13 protein-coding genes and 4 pseudogenes are annotated in these 20,265 nt (G+C 43.2%); 3 read left to right on the forward strand and 14 right to left on the reverse strand.

Features of this window, described 5'->3' with window-relative positions; all coding sequences use genetic code 11:
- Positions 1 to 168: 168 nt before the first annotated feature.
- The 3 genes from NST20_RS10995 to NST20_RS11005 all read right to left on the reverse strand — a co-directional run bounded on the left by NST20_RS10995 (position 169) and on the right by NST20_RS11005 (position 3,914).
- Positions 169 to 627 carry a DMT family transporter gene (locus tag NST20_RS10995; RefSeq protein WP_342399433.1) on the reverse strand — a complete coding sequence of 153 codons (459 nt, stop codon included), beginning with the start codon at positions 625 to 627 and terminating at the stop codon, positions 169 to 171.
- A 405-nt stretch (positions 628 to 1,032) separates the two neighbouring features.
- Entirely contained in the window at positions 1,033 to 2,253 is a 1,221-nt protein-coding gene (locus NST20_RS11000) for a transposase family protein (RefSeq protein ID WP_342399434.1), read from the reverse strand.
- Positions 2,254 to 2,468: 215 nt separating this feature from the next.
- Complete coding sequence (locus NST20_RS11005) at positions 2,469 to 3,914, reverse strand: transposase (RefSeq protein WP_342399435.1); 1,446 nt, start codon at positions 3,912 to 3,914, stop codon at positions 2,469 to 2,471.
- Positions 3,915 to 3,994: 80 nt separating this feature from the next.
- Between NST20_RS11005 and NST20_RS11010 the strand changes: the two genes are divergently transcribed.
- The gene (locus tag NST20_RS11010) at positions 3,995 to 5,410 is read left to right on the forward strand and encodes an ISLre2 family transposase (RefSeq protein WP_342399436.1); all 1,416 of its coding nucleotides are present in this window, start codon (positions 3,995 to 3,997) and stop codon (positions 5,408 to 5,410) included.
- A gap of 1,021 nt (positions 5,411 to 6,431) precedes the next feature.
- On the opposite strand, the gene NST20_RS11015 is transcribed toward NST20_RS11010, so the two are convergent.
- Entirely contained in the window at positions 6,432 to 7,895 is a 1,464-nt protein-coding gene (locus NST20_RS11015; RefSeq protein WP_342399437.1) for a transposase, read from the reverse strand.
- A gap of 524 nt (positions 7,896 to 8,419) precedes the next feature.
- Positions 8,420 to 8,695, reverse strand: a complete 276-nt coding sequence (locus NST20_RS11020; protein ID WP_342399438.1) for a hypothetical protein — start codon at positions 8,693 to 8,695, stop codon at positions 8,420 to 8,422.
- 90 nt (positions 8,696 to 8,785) lie between these two features.
- Between NST20_RS11020 and NST20_RS11025 the strand changes: the two genes are divergently transcribed.
- On the forward strand, positions 8,786 to 9,475 hold the full coding sequence (locus NST20_RS11025) for an MgtC/SapB family protein (RefSeq protein ID WP_013860047.1): 690 nt from the start codon (positions 8,786 to 8,788) through the stop codon (positions 9,473 to 9,475).
- 260 nt (positions 9,476 to 9,735) lie between these two features.
- Here NST20_RS11025 and NST20_RS11030 read toward each other — a convergent pair.
- From NST20_RS11030 to NST20_RS11040, 3 pseudogenes are all read right to left on the reverse strand, one after another.
- A pseudogene (locus NST20_RS11030) lies at positions 9,736 to 9,882 on the reverse strand (zinc ribbon domain-containing protein); the annotation flags it as partial.
- 299 nt (positions 9,883 to 10,181) lie between these two features.
- Positions 10,182 to 11,597 (reverse strand): annotated as a pseudogene (locus tag NST20_RS11035) (ISLre2-like element ISBco6 family transposase).
- Positions 11,598 to 11,705: 108 nt separating this feature from the next.
- Positions 11,706 to 12,686 (reverse strand): annotated as a pseudogene (locus NST20_RS11040) (RNA-guided endonuclease TnpB family protein); the annotation flags it as partial.
- 87 nt (positions 12,687 to 12,773) lie between these two features.
- Here NST20_RS11040 and NST20_RS11045 point away from each other — a divergent pair.
- On the forward strand, positions 12,774 to 12,914 hold the full coding sequence (locus NST20_RS11045) for a ribbon-helix-helix protein, CopG family (protein ID WP_003352379.1): 141 nt from the start codon (positions 12,774 to 12,776) through the stop codon (positions 12,912 to 12,914).
- Positions 12,915 to 13,013: 99 nt separating this feature from the next.
- On the opposite strand, the gene NST20_RS11050 is transcribed toward NST20_RS11045, so the two are convergent.
- The 6 genes and pseudogenes from NST20_RS11050 to NST20_RS11075 form a co-directional block, all read right to left on the reverse strand.
- Positions 13,014 to 14,081 carry a DUF1646 family protein gene (locus NST20_RS11050; protein WP_342399439.1) on the reverse strand — a complete coding sequence of 356 codons (1,068 nt, stop codon included), beginning with the start codon at positions 14,079 to 14,081 and terminating at the stop codon, positions 13,014 to 13,016.
- A gap of 729 nt (positions 14,082 to 14,810) precedes the next feature.
- Positions 14,811 to 15,032: a hypothetical protein gene (locus NST20_RS11055; protein WP_342399440.1), complete on the reverse strand. Its 222-nt coding sequence runs from the start codon at positions 15,030 to 15,032 to the stop codon at positions 14,811 to 14,813.
- Positions 15,033 to 15,253: 221 nt separating this feature from the next.
- The gene (locus NST20_RS11060; protein ID WP_342399441.1) at positions 15,254 to 17,665 is read right to left on the reverse strand and encodes a heavy metal translocating P-type ATPase; all 2,412 of its coding nucleotides are present in this window, start codon (positions 17,663 to 17,665) and stop codon (positions 15,254 to 15,256) included.
- Between the two features lie 93 nt (positions 17,666 to 17,758).
- Positions 17,759 to 17,965: a copper chaperone CopZ gene (gene copZ / locus NST20_RS11065; protein WP_014097626.1), complete on the reverse strand. Its 207-nt coding sequence runs from the start codon at positions 17,963 to 17,965 to the stop codon at positions 17,759 to 17,761.
- Positions 17,966 to 17,979: 14 nt separating this feature from the next.
- Positions 17,980 to 18,324: a metal-sensitive transcriptional regulator gene (locus NST20_RS11070; RefSeq protein ID WP_013860052.1), complete on the reverse strand. Its 345-nt coding sequence runs from the start codon at positions 18,322 to 18,324 to the stop codon at positions 17,980 to 17,982.
- Between the two features lie 1,429 nt (positions 18,325 to 19,753).
- A pseudogene (locus tag NST20_RS11075) lies at positions 19,754 to 20,163 on the reverse strand (Lrp/AsnC family transcriptional regulator).
- Between the last annotated feature and the right edge of the window lie 102 nt (positions 20,164 to 20,265).

The raw sequence follows: 20,265 nt of genomic DNA on the forward strand, positions 1-20,265 counted from the left end.
AACAGCCTTTAGCTGCTGCAAGTGTATCAGTTGTAGGCCAAGTACCCGGCACGGTATACTATTTTTATATACAAAACTTTCTTGCGTTTTTGTGTTCTTCGCTTTATCACGGGGTGCACGAAGCGTTTCAACGCTCGCAAGTGTGGCGAAGTCTTAAGCGTTCCGGGGCTAACGGGCCGGTTCGCTTTTTTCATTCAGCCTGACAGCGCGGCGGTTTTCAGCATGATCCCGGGCCAAAAAATAGGCAATGCTCAGCAAAATGATGATCCCGCCAATTGCCTGGAACCAGGATATTTTTTCACCAAAAAGCAAATATGCCAAAATGGCTGCGCCTACCGGTTCAAATAAGATCGCGACAGAAACAACCGATGCACTGATCCATTTGATAACCCAGCTAAAAACAGAGTGCCCGGCAAGCGTTGGCAAAACGGCCAATAGGAGAAAACAGATCCAGTTGCGGGCGGAATACGGGTAAAAAGCTTCTCCTGCAAAAAGCACATAGAAAAACAGCACCACCGTTGATGCGAGGTAGACGATAAATGTGTATGGAACTACATCTGCCCTTTTCCGCACGTACTGGCCGATCATCATATAAGCTGTCACAAAAAGGCAGGAGACGAGCGCCAAAACATCGCCGTATAGCGCTTTTCCGCTGATGAAAAAATCGCCCCAGCTGATCAGGATGCTCCCGAAAATGGAAAATGCAGCACAAACAATCGCCTTAAGAGAGAGCGGTTCCCGGAAAATAAAATAGCTGCCGGCAAATGCAAAAACCGGCTACAATGTCACAAGTATAGTCGAACTTGCAACCGATGTCAAATCCAGCGATTCAAACCCAGCTCTGAAGAGTAAATTCATCAATTTTTAGATGTTTTATGATAAAATGACTTATCCACATTTAGAAAATTTTTCCATCTATTTTTTCTGCTTTCAAAGTCAAAAAGAGCCGAATTTGCAAATTTCTTTTTTAAAATTGTGGATAACTTCAAAAAAACCTTTTTTTACATCACATCCTTTGCTATAATATAACCATTAAGTAAACCTTACTTGTATTGGCTTACTTAAATGGGTGAAATCCTCGTCTGTTAAAATGCGTGTCCGAAACGATTCCAACAGATTTGAGGATTTTTCTTTTGCCGTTTTTTTGAGTGCTTTTAAGATTGACGAACCTTTTTCAAACAGCTGTCTAATAATATCTGTTATTTGAACTAATAAATAATGATTTTTCATGGCTGTGTAGTTTTGGCTATTGGCATGTTCTATATTGTAACGATTATTTTTTTGTTCGTTAAATCCTTGATTTTCAATCTTCCAGCGGCTTCTTCCTGCAGCGATGAGTCGTTCCACGTTCTTTTTCGTGATTTTAATATCCGTTATAAATACATACTCTTTCGATTTCCCATCCTCTGTTTTCATTGTGGCCTCCATCAGATTGACCGTTCTGTCTTTGTAGGCAATATCATTCACCCAAACTAATGAATTCTGATCCTTACTTTGTTCCAGCTCTTTTATTGCCTTAAACTCCGTCGAGATACTTTTAATTCTCCCTTCCTTAAATCTGCATATATATTTCCATTTGTGCGCCCTGCACAGATTAAATACCGTTTCACATGCATAGAGACTATCTCCCAAGATACAAATCGGTAGTCTTTTAAATATTTTTTTTATTTTCTTTGCCAGCCTGTCGAAGGCTTTTAATTCACAATCTTGCTTAGAAACATTTTCTGATTCATTTTCGATAAATTCGGAGGCAATACTGAAGACCATATCCCCCACGACAAGCTTGGCTTCAAGTACATGGTGCATATAAAGTACGTTCGTTTCTCCTGTTTCTTTATTTGTATATGCCCGTCTCAGGCAGTGTTTACAATGTTTCTCATGAAAGGTGTGTAATCCAGTTCCATCAATGATGACACCCCAGTACTTTCCTTCAATTCGATAAGACTCGAGAGACCTTTTTTTCAATAATTCTTTAATCATATACGTTCTAATTTTTTCTAATTCATTTACATCTAAGCCAGATAAAAAGTCGTTAATTGTATCATAATGTGGAAGTTCTTCAAGAGAATCTAAGCCTAACACCTTCCCTACATTTTTAATACATTCTTCTTTATTAAAACTCTCACTCATGTTTCTCATGGATTTTAGGCCGGTCATATTTTTCAACATCATCGTAAATAAAAGGACCTCTGGACCATAAGTGATATAGCTTTGATGTCGGTGGTCTGCTACCTTTTTTAGAGCCTCTGCCAAAATAAAAATATACCCTTGAGCGAGGCTCTGGAAAATTAATTATCCCGGTTTTTTTGCCTTTTCATCCAGATTTTCAATTCAATAGAAGTAAAACGGTCATTTTCCTTCAAAAAAAGGGCATACGTATCCCGCCTTCACAAAATGGGTTTTTTTCACTACCCTTTGTGGAAAGGAAACGCTCATTTTATTTATTCACATATCCACCTGTGAATAACTTAATTTGCTCTTTGCAGCCGATTGCGTGTCCATCCACAATTGGCCTTTCCTGTCTGATGGTACGCCATATTTGCCATGATGTGCATAGATATCATGCATCGATCTACATGAGCTTCAACTGCCTGTTTCCCACGCTTGTGAACACGACGGAGACTGTATCCGTCTTTTAAAATGCCAAAGATTCTTTCGATGATCGTCCTGGCACTATATAACACTTCAAATGTGCGACCATGTTGAGGCAACTCGACATCTACTTGAGGCGTTTGATCAAAGTCCATCCTAAATACTCTTCCTTGTGCTGCCCCATTACAACATTCCGCGTGATTCGCTAGCGGGCAGGTGAGACCTTCTTGCTTGGCATTTGGATGAAATACAGGACAAGTGTAAATATATTGCCCCTTTTCCCGATCAGATCCTCTAAGTTCCATTTTATGCCCACTGATACAGATGGGAGTGCCGTACCGGTTGATTTTTTCAATCCCTCGGGCGGTAGTTGGTTTATCTTTACGGTTCCGTGGATTGATCGGTGCCACCAATTTCGCCTGTAATACATCCTTTGTCACTTTTTGATTTTCCGGCGTTTGGTAGATTCCATCTGCCAGGATAAAGCTCAACTGCTCAGCCATCTCGGGGTGCTCTGTCTTAAACGTTTCCAATGTCGGTTCTAATGTTTTCCCATCGGGTGTATTTCCTTTAAATACTTCCCGCGTCAAAGGCAAACCGGATCTCACCCCGCATACCATTGATAATTTATGCGCAATATAGGAGACTGCATTACTTTTACGCATTACCCCTACATTGTCGTCCGTAAGGACTCTGGGGCAATCGCAATTACCCTCACAAGAACACGTCTTCCTTGTTTTATTCAAGGTTGCTTCTGCCTCTATATGCGATGTATCCACGGCGGCTGCTTCCTCATTCGTTTCAACCACGCCTTCCCCTTTATTATATTCAACAACCAATAGCCGGGCTTTTTCCCAAAGACCATTTGTTGTCATGATTTGATCAAAACGAGCAAAGGAACGGTAGCTCGGAATTTTCTCCGTAAATCCACACATGGTGGCAAATAGCGGGTTTGATTTCACTTGCAAATAGACACTCTCCACCATCACTTCAATATACTGTAAAGAGGCCAGTTCAAAAGCACGAAAAAAGGGCATGAAAGGATGCGGTTTTCTCCCAGTGGAAGGGAGATGAAATAATGAAGACGCAGACTTGTCTTCTTCCTCCGTTATTGAAAATAGTGCCGGTTGTATTTCATTAGAAGGATCATGTGCTCTTTCATTTTTTAGGTGCAAATATAAAAGGGTGTAGTATTCTCGTTCAATCGGCTTAAAAATCTCCCATGGGAAACACATGGCTGGAATGACAAATGGTATATCGGCATAGTCTTGCCAATTGTGGGGAATCAAATTGTATGTGTAAAATTTTACTCGACGGGGCATATGAGTGGAAAAAAATGGGAAGACGCTCTATCATCTAATTGTACACTTCAAGATGAACATCTAGAGAGAGAGGTCTTCCCATGGATATTATATCAATAATTGCTGGATTATTAAAGGATACAAAGAGTCTTATCGAATTTGAAGAACAGCTTAAACTTCTGATGCAGAAGGTTTTTACACAATGGGTTGGGGATGTATTTGAGGAGTTAGATAAAACAATAAAACAGAAGAAGTTGGAGGAAGGCTGGGAGTACTGCCGGAGTGATAACAGAAGCGTTCAGTTTCTATTTGGAAGTGTGACTTTTAAACGATCATTAATGCGTGATAAGAGAGGGAACTCACATTATCCTTTGGATGAATGCTTGGGGCTGTTACCCCACCAGAGATATAGCCCGTTAGTGGAATTAAAGGTGGCAGAGTTGGCAAGTGAGAACACCTATCGGGAGGCGGCTAATATTTTAAAAGAATGGACAGCCGTGAGTCTTAGTCATACAACTGTAGGGGAAATGGTGAAACGCGTAGGGAAAACGCAGGCGGAAGCCGACAAGGCCCTTGTAGAAGAGATGGAAATAGCTGCTTCACTGCCTGATGGGAAGAAGGTAGACTACCTGTTTTCCGAAGCAGATGGCGTATTCATCCGGGGACTGGAAAAGAAACAGGGTATGGAAGTCCACCATGCCATTCTCTATGAAGGTTGGGAAACCAATGGAAAAAGGGTCTCCCTGCGTCAGCCCACAGTCATCATGACGACGGAAGACATTCAGACATTTTGGGATGAAGTCCAAGCCACAGCTGCCAACACCTACTCCCTCGAAAAAACGCATGTCATTACAAACAGTGATGGAGGTGCGGGATACACAGCTGAACGGTTTCAAACAGCTTTCTCACAGTCGGAATTTCCGGTGCTCAACCAGCTGGATACCTACCACGTTGCACAAGCCATCATAAGGACATTTGGGGGCGGAAAGAGCGAGATCAAGGAGCAAATTAGAAAAGCGATTAGAACGCATGACCTGGACCAATTCACGTTATATTTGGATACGCACGAAAGCACCTTGACGGATAAAAAGGCTCTCAAGAAAATCAAGGAATTCCGTTCGTATATCTTGAAAAACTGGGACCGCATTTTTGACTGGAGAGACAGGGTGAAAAACGTGCCGGAAGGTGCGAGAGGCCTAGGAGCGATGGAATCGAATCAAAGGCATATCTCCTTCAGGATGAAAAAAAGGGGCATGCATTGGAGTGAACTTGGCGCAGAAGCCATGGTGAAAATCAAACAAGGCATACTCAATGGGACATTGAGAGAAGTCTATCTGAAACACCGTTCAAGAAGCGAGAGAAAGCAACGGAACTTGAAACAATTAATCAGGATGTCTCAACTACTCAAGCAGCCTGTACGCCCGTCAGTGGGCGTAAAGCACGGATCAGTTGCCCTGCATTCAAGCAGTTCATCGGCAATGGGACATTTAAGCAAAATATTAGAGCTTTCGTTTTAAGCTTGGCTCAGTGGGGACTGATCGTTGAGGCGCGCGAAATTTACGAGACTCCTGCGGGAAAAGCGAGCCAGGAGAGACCCCGCAGCGAGGTACGAGCGAGGAGGCTCGCCGGCCGCCCGCGGAAAGCGAGTGAATTTCGCGCGCCTCAACATCCCCGTTATCCATCTTTATACGGAAATATTACATCTTTTCCGAAAATTACACCGAGCAAGTGAAGCACGGTAGCCGAAAGTGTACAAAAAGAGTGTCTTGGAATACCCGATATTTAAACCTTGTCGAGAAAAACTTGACACATACAATCAAATTTTGTTGTATTGAAAAGTCTCTGGTTTGTGTTAGAATAGAAATAGTCATGAAATCACTCCCTGGATATTTGGTCGTACTTATATCTTAACAAAGGAGTGGCTTTCATGGCTCTTTTTTTTCAAAAAAAATCATCCTTTTCCGTTTTACAATATTTACCACAGGAATGAGTAGCTTAATCTATTGAAACCCGCCCAAAACCGACCAAAGTGGAAAAATTTAGACACTTATAATAAATAAATTTACCCCATTAAAATCAAAAACTCACAATTTATTTTTACATTTGTCATAATGTTCCTACAAACGTCTTTTTTCTTTAGTGGAATAAATCAACGACCTTTAATTGTCTGACTGCTTACAGTTTCAGGGGATATAGCATTTTGGCAAGGGCTCTTAGGTTATTCATCAGGTCTTTGAAAAAATGCTTCTGAATTTTAAGGAACTCGAAAAAATAATTTGCTTCTTTTTCACGATTTCTTTTTTCTTTTCTGAGCCTCTGCCAAAATAAAAATATACCCTTGAGCGAGGCTCTGGAAAATTAATTATCCCGATTTTTTTGCCTTTTCATCCAGATTTTCAATTCAATAGAAGTAAAACGGTCATTTTCCTTCAAAAAAAGGGCATACGTATCCCGCCTTCACAAAATGGGTTTTTTTCACTACCCTTTGTGGAAAGGAAACGCTCATTTTACTTATTCACATATCCACCTGTGAATAACTTAATTTGCTCTTTGCAGCCGATTGCGTGTCCATCCACAATTGGCCTTTCCTGTCTGATGGTACGCCATATTTGCCATGATGTGCATAGATATCATGCATCGATCTACATGAGCTTCAACTGCCTGTTTCCCACGCTTGTGAACACGACGGAGACTGTATCCGTCTTTTAAAATGCCAAAGATTCTTTCGATGATCGTCCTGGCACTATATAACACTTCAAATGTGCGACCATGTTGAGGCAACTCGACATCTACTTGAGGCGTTTGATCAAAGTCCATCCTAAATACTCTTCCTTGTGCTGCCCCATTACAACATTCCGCGTGATTCGCTAGCGGGCAGGTGAGACCTTCTTGCTTGGCATTTGGATGAAATACAGGACAAGTGTAAATATATTGCCCCTTTTCCCGATCAGATCCTCTAAGTTCCATTTTATGCCCACTGATACAGATGGGAGTGCCGTACCGGTTGATTTTTTCAATCCCTCGGGCGGTAGTTGGTTTATCTTTACGGTTCCGTGGATTGATCGGTGCCACCAATTTCGCCTGTAATACATCCTTTGTCACTTTTTGATTTTCCGGCGTTTGGTAGATTCCATCTGCCAGGATAAAGCTCAACTGCTCAGCCATCTCGGGGTGCTCTGTCTTAAACGTTTCCAATGTCGGTTCTAATGTTTTCCCATCGGGTGTATTTCCTTTAAATACTTCCCGCGTCAAAGGCAAACCGGATCTCACCCCGCATACCATTGATAATTTATGCGCAATATAGGAGACTGCATTACTTTTACGCATTACCCCTACATTGTCGTCCGTAAGGACTCTGGGGCAATCGCAATTACCCTCACAAGAACACGTCTTCCTTGTTTTATTCAAGGTTGCTTCTGCCTCTATATGCGATGTATCCACGGCGGCTGCTTCCTCATTCGTTTCAACCACGCCTTCCCCTTTATTATATTCAACAACCAATAGCCGGGCTTTTTCCCAAAGACCATTTGTTGTCATGATTTGATCAAAACGAGCAAAGGAACGGTAGCTCGGAATTTTCTCCGTAAATCCACACATGGTGGCAAATAGCGGGTTTGATTTCACTTGCAAATAGACACTCTCCACCATCACTTCAATATACTGTAAAGAGGCCAGTTCAAAAGCACGAAAAAAGGGCATGAAAGGATGCGGTTTTCTCCCAGTGGAAGGGAGATGAAATAATGAAGACGCAGACTTGTCTTCTTCCTCCGTTATTGAAAATAGTGCCGGTTGTATTTCATTAGAAGGATCATGTGCTCTTTCATTTTTTAGGTGCAAATATAAAAGGGTGTAGTATTCTCGTTCAATCGGCTTAAAAATCTCCCATGGGAAACACATGGCTGGAATGACAAATGGTATATCGGCATAGTCTTGCCAATTGTGGGGAATCAAATTTTGTTGTATTGAAAAGTCTCTGGTTTGTGTTAGAATAGAAATAGTCATGAAATCACTCCCTGGATATTTGATCGTACTTATATCTTAGCAAAGGAGTGGCTTTCATGGCTCTTTTTTTTCAAAAAAAATCATCCTTTTCCGTTTTACAATATTTACCACAGGAATGAGTAGCCTAATCTATTGAAACCCGCCCAAAACCGACAAAAGTGGAAAAATTTAGACACTTATAACAAATAAATTTACCCCATTAAAATCAAAAACTCACATTTTCTTTTTACATTTGTCATAATGTTCCTACAAACGTCTTTTTTCTTTAGTGGAATAAATCAACGACCTTTAATTGTCTGACTGCTTACAGTTTCAGGGGATATAGCATTTTGGCAAGGGCTCTCTAGTAACCAAAATAAAAACCCCCTCAAAACAGCCAAGTTTAATTAGGGCTTGCTGAACGAATCAAATTTTAGCTTGTATTCGACTTGTCACTAAGCCATGCCAAAATATTCGTCCAGCAAGCTCTAATTATTTAAATTATTACATATTTAGCCGCATTTTTGGGGGGAATAGTTAAATTATCACGAAAAATTTTTACTCCTCAGAGCTGATTCAAACCATAAAATAAAATGGAAAGCGAGCAATGCCCCGGAACTGATGGAAAAGAGCAAATCTTTTTTCAGCATGCGCATTTTCGCTTTCTTTCTGGCTGCCAGAAAGATTGGCAGCATGATGATGGTGGTAAAGAATAACCGGTAAAAAGCAATCACACCGGCATCCGCCGTGCTGTATTTTACCAAAATGGCGGAGGATGTGACAGCAAGTACGCCCGCGATTAAAGCAATATAAGGATTCAAATTGCGAATTCTCCTTTTTTTGATTATTTACTTTTATTTTATAGCGCAGAAGCAGCATTGAACAGTATTTTTTACAAGGGGGGAAGCCGGATGGTTTTTGGGGATTTGGAAATTTTATATAAACTGGGAATTACAGCCGTGCTGGGGCTGATTATCGGGCTGGAAAGAGAATTAAAACGGAAACCGCTCGGACTGAAAACCAGCCTTGTCATCTCAATTATCAGTTGCCTCCTTACCATTGTTTCCATCCAGTCTGCCTATCTTTTCAACCATGCCCATAGTGTGCAGATTACAATGGACCCGCTCCGGCTTGCCGCACAAATCGTTTCCGGGATCGGTTTTCTCGGGGCAGGGGTGATTTTAAAAAAAGACAATGACACCATTACAGGCCTGACCACCGCCGCCATGATTTGGGGAGCGAGCGGCATCGGGATTGCTGTCGGGGCCGGTTTTTATATGGAGGCGATTGCCGGCGTCGTGCTCATTATCATCAGCGTGGAAATCATCCCTTATTTAATGGGCAAAGCAGTGCAAACAAAGTTGCGCAATAAAGACCTGATTATAAAAGTTATCGTCCGCAACAGGGATGCCATACCATGCGTCCTCGATGCGATTGAGAAGCAGCAAATTACAATTGAAAATATCCGGATCAAAGATTTAAAAGATCAAACCCATTTAGTCGATTTAAAGGCGCGGGCGAGCTACAAACATACAACGGTGGATGTATACCGCCATATTTCCGGCATGGATGAAGTTGCGGCTGCAGAAGTAGAGAGCTGAATTGAGCTTTTTACTGGGCAAAAACCGCTTGCTTTTCCCGACCAGGCCCAAGGGTTCCGGATATTCAGCAGCAGCCGGATTTTCTCCATCTTTGCCCCTGCCGGCAAATAAGGACTTCGTTACGAAACCCTTATTGTGAACTATCCACCACTTATCAACCTTACGGTTTGATTGAAGTGGGGGCTTCTCGACTTATCGTTGCTTTTACTAGCCAACGAAAACTGACCGAGCTAACCCTCTTGTTCCAAGAGTTTTGTTACTTATGATAACGCTAATAAGCGTAATCCCTCATTTTTGATATTGATTGCTGAATTGTGATCGCGATCTAATACAAAGCCGCAAGAACATTTATATACACGTTCAGATAATGGCATTTCTTTTTCCTTGCCGCAACATGAACACTTCTTAGGTATGTGTCAAGTTTTTCTCGACAAGGTTTAAATATCGGGTATTCCAAGACACTCTTTTTGTACACTTTCGGCTACCGTGCTTTACTTGCTCGGTGTAATTTTCGGAAAAGATGTAATATTTCCGTATAAAGATGGATAACGGGGATGTTGAGGCGCGCGAAATTCACTCGCTTTCCGCGGGCGGCCGGCGAGCCTCCTCGCTCGTACCTCGCTGCGGGGTCTCTCCTGGCTCGCTTTTCCCGCAGGAGTCTCGTAAATTTCGCGCGCCTCAACGATCAGTCCCCACTGAGCCAAGCTTAAAACGAAAGCTCTAATATTTTGCTTAAATGTCCCATTGCCGATGAACTGCTTGAATGCAGGGCAACTGATCCGTGCTTTACGCCCACTGACGGGCGTACAGGCTGCTTGAGTAGTTGAGACATCCTGATTAATTGTTTCAAGTTCCGTTGCTTTCTCTCGCTTCTTGAACGGTGTTTCAGATAGACTTCTCTCAATGTCCCATTGAGTATGCCTTGTTTGATTTTCACCATGGCTTCTGCGCCAAGTTCACTCCAATGCATGCCCCTTTTTTTCATCCTGAAGGAGATATGCCTTTGATTCGATTCCATCGCTCCTAGGCCTCTCGCACCTTCCGGCACGTTTTTCACCCTGTCTCTCCAGTCAAAAATGCGGTCCCAGTTTTTCAAGATATACGAACGGAATTCCTTGATTTTCTTGAGAGCCTTTTTATCCGTCAAGGTGCTTTCGTGCGTATCCAAATATAACGTGAATTGGTCCAGGTCATGCGTTCTAATCGCTTTTCTAATTTGCTCTTTGATCTCGCTCTTTCCGCCCCCGAATGTCCTTACGATGGCTTGTGCAACGTGGTAGGTATCCAGCTGGTTGAGCACCGGAAATTCCGACTGTGAGAATGCTGTTTGAAACCGTTCAGCTGTATACCCTGCACCTCCATCGCTGTTTGTAATGACATGCGCTTTTTCAAGAGAGTAGGTGTTGGCAGCTGTGGCTTGGACTTCATCCCAAAATGTCTGGATGGCTTCCGTTGTCATGATGACTGTGGGCTGACGCAGGGAGACCCTTTTACCATTGGTTTGCCATCCCTCATAGAGAATGGCGTGGTGGACTTCCATACTCTGTTTCTTTTTTAGTCCCCGAACGAATACACCATCTGCTTCAGAAAACAGGTAGTCTACCTTCTTCCCCTCAGGCAGGGAAACAGCTATTTCTAGCTCTTCTACAAGTGCCTTATCGGCTTCCGCCTGAGTTTTCCCTACGTGTTTTACCATGTTCCCTACAGTTGTGTGACTAAGACTCACTGCTGTCCACTCTTTTAAAATATCAGCTACTTCCCGATAGGTGTTCTCACTTGCCAACTCTGCCACCTTTAATTCCACTAACGGGCTGTATCGTTGGTGTGGTACCAGCCCTAACCATTCATCCAGAGGATAATGGGAATTTCCTCTCTAGTCATGCATGAATGAACGTTTAAAGGTCACACTTCCAAATAGAAACTGAATGTTTCTGTTATCACTCCGGCAGTACACCCAGCCCTCCTCTAACTTCTCCTGTTTAATTGTTTTATCTAACTCTTCAAATATTTCCCCAACCCATTGTGTAAAAGCCTTCTGCATCAAAAGTTTAAGCTGTTCTTCAAATTCCATAAGACTTTTTGTATCCTTTAATAATCCAGCAATTATTGATATAATATCCATGGGAAGACCTCTCTCTCTAGATGTTCATCTTGAAGTGTACAATTAGATGATAGAGCGTCTTCCCATTTTTTTCCACTCATCTGCCCCTTCGAGTAAAATTTTACACATACACTTCTTAGTGGAGGGAAACCACTTATCAATTTTCACAAGTTGTTTCCCCTGTTCTTTTAGCTTATACGCTAAGAAAGTAGTGAACATACCCCAGCCGTTATCATGAACGCTTTTCCCAAAGTGAAGGGCTTGAGACATCCCTTTCATGTTCAAGTCCTCAATCACGACAGCATCAAAGTTAGAAGCTAATTCTTTTGACTTATGATGAAGAAAATTCATGCGTTGGTTCGCCACTTTCTCATGTAACTTAGCCACTACTAGTCGTTGCTTGTTCCAACGTGCAGAACCTTTCTTTCTTCGAGAAAGAATTCGTTGTGCTTTTGCTAATTTATCTAAGGCTTGCCGATAGTAACGTGGGTAATTGGCTTTCTTACCCTGTTCACTCTCGACATATAGACCATCCATAGCAAAATCCAAACCAACAACTTTCTGTATGTTAACTGGACGAATATCTTTCTCATATTCTGTCAAAATTGAAATGTAGTATTTGCCTGTCTTTGTTTTAGAAATAGTGCAAGATTTGATTTTATAATCAGCAGGTATCTCTCTATGCTGTTTCATTTTTATTGGCTTTTTGATTTTTGGCAGTTTGATATGACCATTTTCTAGCTTAATATTTCCGTTGACCATATTAGTTGTATAGGATTGTTTTGCTTTACGATTTTTGAACTTTGGAAAATCCGCATTTCCTTCAAAGAAATTCTTATAAGCAGTCTGTAAGTTCATTTGTGCATTTGCCAAAGCTAAAGAATCCACTTCTTTTAGGAATGGAAATTCACTTTTATATTTTGCAGGAGTCGGAAACTTTTGCTTTTTAAGCAATTCTTTATCATCCTTGAACTTTTCATACGTTTCTTTGCGTTCAGCTAACATCTTATTGTAGACAAAGCGAACACAACCAAATGTCTTAGCTAATAATGCGGATTGTTCTTTGTTTGGTAACAAACGAAACTTGAAAGCTTTGTTTTGCTTGGCCATATCCATTCACCTCACTTTGTGCGGAAAAATTTCGTATATATTGATTATATCGTAAAAAATCCGTACAATCAATATGAGGTGATCATCATGAGAGAAGAGAAAGAACGTGTAGAAATTCGTATGCCTAAGACGATATTAGAAAAATTGGAGCAATATCAAAAAGAAAATGGGATTCCAACTAGAACAGCCGCAATCTTAGAATTGTTGAGAAAAGGATTGGAAAAATAACTTTGGCTAAAGCCAACCGAAATTCATCTCCCACCTACTCATTGGTGCGATTCGCACCTTCACATTCCTTGAGGATGGGAGACTTCTTTCGGAAAGCCGTTAAACCAGGAAAAGGCTGATCACAAAATAAACGACCATTGCTGCCAGGCCAAGCGGGAATGCAAAGCGGGCATATTCAAGGCTTGAGATTTTTAATTTTCCCGCAGCAATGATATTCGGAATATTCCCCGGCACAAGCATTCCGCCGCTTATCAGCAGGCCCATCAAAATATCTTGAATCGCCTTATCATTCATCGCCGGGCTGATTTCGGCTGCGGCAAGGGTGGCATTATCCAAAACAGCGGAAACCATATTGATCCAATACAGGACACGCGGGCTGAGATCCAGCAAATAGGCTTCAATAAATGGTTCAAATCCTGCCCCGAGCAAAGTGAGCGCCATTACAAACAAGTAAATCTTGAAACTGCGGATGACAATTTCCTTGTATGATTCTGAAGCCGTTTCATCTTTTAACCCTCCATCCTCCGTGGTGGCCATGCCCGGTTCTTTTCCCGCCGCGGTTTCCATGGCGCTTGAATACTGCCCCGGTTTGACGATCAAAGCAGCCAGCACGCCGAAAACAATGACAGCCGGGATCACTGAAGTGCCGGTAAGTCTCAGCAAGTAAAAAAAGTCTGCATCCAGTTTGCTCACGACAATGGTGGAAAGCGGCTCCCCGATCGGCGTGAGCACAGCCCCGAGGCCAATGGCGAAACAGGCAAGGACAACCAAACGGACTTCCGTCTTCCGGTCAAGCCGCAAAAAACGGATGACCGCTACAAGAATGATGGCGGCAACAATGGCGGTGATGACGCTCGACAGCAAACCGAGTATGATGACAAAGAGCGCAATAAACAAACGAAACGGCATCGCATGGCTGATCCGCCTGATCCCTTTTTCGATCGGTTTCTCAAACCAGCGGAACAAAAGCCCCATCGCAAGCACAGCAATCGTGATATTGAGCGGGTGCAGTAGCGCTTCCTGCACTAGATGCCAGGAAAATGACCGGCTGACAATACAAGCTGCCACGCCCATTACGAACAAAAAGGCTTCCAGATTCCTTTCCACTATTTTTGTAAACGGCAGGCACAGGACCAATAACAAAATAACCGTCAATCCCATTACCATCAAACCACTCCCTTTCATTTTTTTCGGAAAGCAAAAAAGCCTGTTACCGCAGGACATACGTATCCCTTGGTGACAGGCTCCTCCTTTAAGACAATCTATTCCATTGTCAAAACCATTCGCATTTCACGGTAATGCTCTATCTATGATAACATCTATCCCGCATTGGCGCAATGGTGTACATTCCATCAATTGCAAAAAATTTGATCTTCTTTTATCTTAACGGATTGATGATACGAATGATTCATTTCCCAATCATTAGGGTTTGCTGAACGAATCCGATTTGCCAGCAAGCTTTGCCTCAATATTTAAAATCAGGCATCTGCGAAAATGCATGGTGATGCTGAATCAGCTTTCAAGTGCCTGCTTGTTTTTGTTCCACCGGCGCCGGTTCTTTCATAAAGATTACGGCTACGGCCATGGGGCATAAAAGTAAAATAGCCCCCGCTAAAACAGGATAGCTTAAATCGATATTCCCTAAAACTTGTGTACCAACATATCCCGCTAATAAGGTGAAAGTTGTCCCGAATACTTGGTTATTAGAAAATACTTTTTCAAACGGATAATCCTATTCTTCCTCACGAATGCTATCTATCATCCATGAATCCACTGTGCCCGATCTTAAAGATTCGCCAGGCAAGGTAAAAATCGCACTTAGAATAAGAAAAACCATATTTCCCCAATCAAAAAACAGCAGGAACAGGCCAATACTCCTGATCACGCAACTGCTAATCAGCGTTTTTTTCCTTCCAAAAGTACCGCAATCACGCTGGACGGGATTTCCGTAATAAAACCAACAATCCAAAAAATGGATAAAAACAGATTAATATCAGCATAACTATCATGGATGGACTTCATATATAAATATAACGTCCCGCCAAACACCATAATCCCCATGTTATACAAAATATTGAACGCATAATAGGTGTTTTTAATTCTTTGAATCCTATTCAAGTTTCATTCACCACTCCCAGGACATCCAATATCATATGAGAAACCGCCGATGCCCGCTATGATTGCTTGCCCGTATGCAATCTTCTCCACAACGAGGGCCGCGGTTAAAACAAACATTGTTAATCCATTTGGACATGTCCATTCTGTCATCAGCAATGAAACAAAAAAGCCGTTATTTTGATCGACCAAAATAACGGCTTATTTATTTTCTATATGTCGCTTTATACCGGCTGCCATTTGCGCAAGAACAGGGTATTGCCCACAACTGACACAGAACTGAAGGCCATGGCAGCTCCGGCCAGGATTGGATTTAATAACCCGAATGCTGCCACCGGGATCAGAACCACATTGTAAGCAAAAGCCCAGAACAGATTCTGGCGGATTTTCCGCATCGTTGCCTTCGACAAGCGGATTGTGTTGACAATCCCCATCAGGTCGCCGCGCATTAATGTAATATCAGCGGCCTCCATCGCAACATCCGTCCCGGTTCCAATCGCAATCCCGACATCGGCTGCAGCAAGAGCTGGGGCATCATTGATCCCGTCGCCGACCATTGCCGTAATGTTGCCGGCACGCTTCAATTTTTCCACTTCTTTGGATTTATCTTCCGGTAGCACTTCCGCGAGCACACGATCAACGCCGACTTGCCGGGCAATCGCTTCGGCAGTGCGGCGGTTATCGCCTGTCATCATGACCGTTTCAATGCCCATTTCTTTCAACATGCGGATGGCTTTTGCCGATGTTTCTTTCACCGTGTCTGCAACAGCAATCAGTCCGGAAAGCGCGCCATCCATTGCAACCAGCATGGCCGTTTTGCCGTCTTCCTCAAGTTTTTCCATTTGGTTGATCACATCGTCGATCCGGATATGCGCATCCTGCATCATTTTTTTATTCCCGATCAAAACTTCTCTTTCCTCTATTTTAACCCGGATACCATGGCCCGGGACTGCTTCGAATTCCTTAACATTTGGCAGTTGCAAGCCTTTTTCAGCTGCTTTTTTTACAATGGCTGCACCAAGCGGGTGTTCCGATCCTTTTTCGGCTGCGGCGGAAATGGCAAGCAAATCATCCTCTAAAAAACCGCCGTATGGAATGAGATCTGTTACTTCCGGCTCTCCTTTTGTAATCGTGCCGGTTTTATCGAGTACAACAGTCGTAATGCGATGGGCGCTTTGCAAATGCTCCGCGCTTTTGATCAGCACGCCGTTTTCAGCACCGAGGCCGGTTCCGACCATAACAGCTGTCGGGGTAGCAAGCCCGAGGGCGCAAGGGCAGGCGATGACGAGCACAGCAACCATGCTGATGATCGCCGGGGTGAATCCGGCCGCAAAATACGTCACCGCAAATGTCGCCAGTGCAATCAATATGACGATCGGTACGAAAATACCCGAAATCTGGTCAGCCAGATGCTGGATCGGCGCTTTTGAACCTTGCGCCTCTTCCACCAGTTTAATGATCTGGCTGAGCGCCGTATCTTTCCCGACTTTTGTGGCTTTAAAGCGGAACGAACCGGTTTTGTTCAATGTCGCCCCGATGACGGCATCGCCCGCTTTTTTTGAAACGGGCATGCTTTCGCCGGTCAGCATGGACTCATCGACAGAAGAAGCCCCTTCTGTGATGACGCCGTCAACCGGAATTTTTTCCCCGGCGCGGACAAAAAGAATATCGCCGGGGACGACTTCTTCAACCGGTACTTCAACTTCTTTGCCGTCCCGGATGACTCGGGCCGTTTTTGCCTGCAGGCCCATCAGTTTTTTCATCGCTTCAGATGTTTGGCCCTTTGCCCTGGTTTCCATCAGTTTGCCAAGGACGATCAGCGTCATCACAATGGCGGATGCCTCAAAGTAAAGCATGCGCCCGGAACCGAGGATGGTAAGGACAAGGCTGTATAAATAGGCCGTGGACGTCCCAAGCACAACCAAAACGGCCATATTGGCACTCCCGCCCCGGATGGCATGGTAAGCATCCCGGTAGTAATGGCCGCCGACAAAAATTTGCACAATGGTAGCAAGCAAAAGCTGTAGCCATGGATTCATATGGAAAGAAAAGCTGCCGCCGTAATGCATAGCGATATCCGAGATCATTTGCAACAAGAAAAAGACGGAGATGACAGCACCAACTGCAAATTTTATTTTTTGCTTTTTATATGCTTTCTCACGCATCTTCTTTTCATAGTCCGGATCCATTTCGCCTTTTATTTTTGCGTCATAGCCGGCCTTTTTAACAGCTACAATCATTTGTTCAGCGCTTGCCTGTCCCGGCAGGTATGTAACACTTGCCGTTTCCGTCGCTAGGTTGACGGCGGCGCTAACAACACCGGGGATTTTTTTCAGCGCCCGCTCCACGCGGTTGGCGCATGCCGCGCATGTCATGCCCATAATATTGAGCTGCGCTTTTTCTTCTAATACGCCATAACCCGTTTTCTCCACTTTTTCGATCAAATTTTCGACGGTCGCCTGTTTCGGATCGTATTGAACGGCGGCTTTCTCTGTCGCCAGGTTGACATTTACCTTTTTGACGCCTTCCACTTTCGATAAATTCTTTTCAATCCGGTTGGCGCATGCTGCACACGTCATGCCGGTAATGCCAAGCGTGACGCTTTCGACCTTTTTTTCCTGTAGTGATGCGGCCATATCCATTCCTCCTGACGCCTTTTATACCCTCTATAGGTATATTTTTTTGAAAAAAGAGAGCGTGCCCGAAAGCACAGCCCGTTTTTCCCGGATTTACGCTACTTCATAGCCTTGGTCTTCAATGGCTTCTTTTACCTTATCAAGCGTAACTTTATTCGGATCGAATTCAACATCCACTTTTCCTTCTGCCAAATGAACGTCTACATTTTTCACGCCTGACAATTCGCCGACGCTTCCTTTAACCGCTTTGACACAATGTTCGCAAGACATGCCTTGTACATTTAAGGTTACTTTTTCCATGATCAATCGCTCCTTTATTTTCGCATTGTTTTTTGTATGGTCACTAAAAATTCATCCAGCACATCGAGATCCCCTTCTTGAATCCGTTCCAAGACACAATTTTTCAAGTGGCCCTCGAGCAGGATCTTCGACACGCCGTTTAAGGCAGATTGGATGGCAGCAATCTGGGTAATGACATCGTCGCAATAGGTATCTTTTTCGATGAGGCCTTTGACCCCTCTTACCTGCCCTTCAATACGGTTCAACCTGCTGACCAGGTTCTTTTTCACTTTTTCCGAATGGTGGCTTTTCCGTTCACTGTGGGCGGGGCAAACGGGAGCTTCATCCCGGGCATCCATCATGATATCCAATTCCTCCATATCCTGGCCTCCTCGTATATGTAAAATATACCTCTCCCCGGTATACTATGTCAATAGAGATGCTCCTATTTCTGAAGCGTACGTCAAATGGCCCGGAAATGTTGATCACCTTTTCAAATAAGCGATCTTGTTTTAAATTGGAACTTGCTGAATAAGCCAAATTCCTAAATTTGGCAAGGATGCTGACAGCTTTGACATCAATTTAATGCAAGTTTTTTAAAAATGCAGGGAAAAGCTTGTACTTGAAACGCGCCCTAGTGAAGGAAGACCTTCTTTTTAACGTAGACGCACCCTATGTTAAGGAAGAGCCTCGTTTTTCCGTACTTCCTTAACGTAGACGGGCTCTACGTGAAGAAAGACCTTCATTTTTCCGCGCTTCCTTAACGTAGACGTACCCTATGTGAAGGAAGGTCTTCGTTTTTGCGTGCTTCCTTAACGTATACGGGCTCTATGTTAAGGAAGAGCCTCGTTTTTCCGTACTTCCTTAACGTAGACGCCCTCTATGTGAAGAAAGGCCGCCTTTTTTCCGCGCTTCCTTAACGTAGACGTACCCTATGTGAAGGAAAGTCTTCGTTTTTCTGTGTCTTTCTTAACGTAGAGCCCCTCTAAGGAATTGCGACTGGGCCCAAAATGTCTTTTTGAAGTCGTCAAAAGGACAAAACACGCTGTATCCGAGCCCGAAATGTCTTTTTGAACCTGTCAAAAGGACAAAACAAGCCGCACCTAGGCTCGAAATGTCCTTTTGAACCGGCCAAAAGGACAAATCAAGCTGCATCCTGGACCGAAATGTCTTTTTGAACCTGCCAAAAAGACAAAACACGCTGCATCCGGGCCCGAAATGTCTTTTTGAAGTCGTCAAAAGGACAAAACACGCTGTATCCGAGCCCGAAATGTCTTTTTGAAGCTGTCAAAAAGACAAAACACGCTGCACCCGAGCCCGAAATGTCTTTTTGAAGCTGACAAAAAGACAAAACAAGCTACACCCAGGCTCGAAATGTCTTTTTGAACCTGCCAAAAGGACAAAACACGCGGCATCCGGGCCCGAAATGTCTTTTTGAAGCCGTCAAAAGGACAAAACACGCGGCATCCGGGCCCGAAATGTCTTTTTGAACCTGTCAAAAGGACAAAACAAGCCGCACCTAGGCTCGAAATGTCTTTTTGAACCTGCCAAAAAGACAAAACAAGCTGCACCCGGGTCCGAAATGTCTTTTTGAACCTGCCAAAAAGACAAAACACGCTGTATCCTGGCTCGAAACGTCCTTTTAAGACAAAACACTGCAAGGATGCTGACAGCCTTGGCAAAAATTTAAATGCAAGGGTGTTATAAAATTTGCACTTGAAGCTGATTCAATTATAGAGAAAACAAAATCGCATTTTTAAAGATGGATTCTTCTAGAGCTTACTCAGAATCGGATTCGTTCAGTAAGGCCTAAATTACTTTTGAAAAAATAAAGCTCGTTTTAGAATGTGCAAATAACTGCAGTTTATCAATGAATTGCTCTGCGTCTTCAAATGAGTGGAAGCGGGCTTTTAACATAAAGCATGCCTCGCCAGCAATACGATAACAAAAATCGACATTCGAGCACTGGCATATTTGCTTTTTAAAATCGTCATAACGATTATTTTTAATTGTCGCTTCAATGATGGCTTCTATCGGGTATCCCAGTTTTTTTGGTTCAGTTCAATTGTATAGCGTTTAATGATATCCTGTTCTTCTAATTGTCGTACCCGCTCTCTCACAGCCGGGGCTGATAGATGAATACGCCTGCTGAGCTCGCTCATTGATAAGCGGCTATCTTCTTTCAATTCACGTATGATTTGTTCATCAATGAAATCCATTTCTTGAAATTCCTTTCCATTTTTAAATTCAAATCAATCAAATACCTTTTAATCGATATGTAAAAGCTGCATGCTTTATTTTACACTATTTTTGGGAGGGAT

Source organism: Weizmannia sp. FSL W8-0676 (genome assembly GCF_038593015.1).
Taxonomy (GTDB): Bacteria; Bacillota; Bacilli; order Bacillales; family Bacillaceae_C; genus Weizmannia; species Weizmannia coagulans.

What these genes read in the sequence shown, in the direction of transcription:
- NST20_RS11010 (WP_342399436.1), top strand. Translation starts at nt 3,995, where the DNA reads ATGGATATTATATCAATAATTGCTGGATTATTAAAGGATACAAAGAGT.
- NST20_RS11060 (WP_342399441.1), bottom strand. Translation starts at nt 17,665, where the DNA reads ATGGCCGCATCACTACAGGAAAAAAAGGTCGAAAGCGTCACGCTTGGC.
- NST20_RS11050 (WP_342399439.1), bottom strand. Translation starts at nt 14,081, where the DNA reads ATGGTAATGGGATTGACGGTTATTTTGTTATTGGTCCTGTGCCTGCCG.
- NST20_RS11005 (WP_342399435.1), bottom strand. Translation starts at nt 3,914, where the DNA reads ATGCCCCGTCGAGTAAAATTTTACACATACAATTTGATTCCCCACAAT.
- NST20_RS11070 (WP_013860052.1), bottom strand. Translation starts at nt 18,324, where the DNA reads ATGGAGGAATTGGATATCATGATGGATGCCCGGGATGAAGCTCCCGTT.
- NST20_RS11045 (WP_003352379.1), top strand. Translation starts at nt 12,774, where the DNA reads ATGAGAGAAGAGAAAGAACGTGTAGAAATTCGTATGCCTAAGACGATA.
- NST20_RS11015 (WP_342399437.1), bottom strand. Translation starts at nt 7,895, where the DNA reads ATGACTATTTCTATTCTAACACAAACCAGAGACTTTTCAATACAACAA.
- copZ (WP_014097626.1), bottom strand. Translation starts at nt 17,965, where the DNA reads ATGGAAAAAGTAACCTTAAATGTACAAGGCATGTCTTGCGAACATTGT.
- NST20_RS11025 (WP_013860047.1), top strand. Translation starts at nt 8,786, where the DNA reads ATGGTTTTTGGGGATTTGGAAATTTTATATAAACTGGGAATTACAGCC.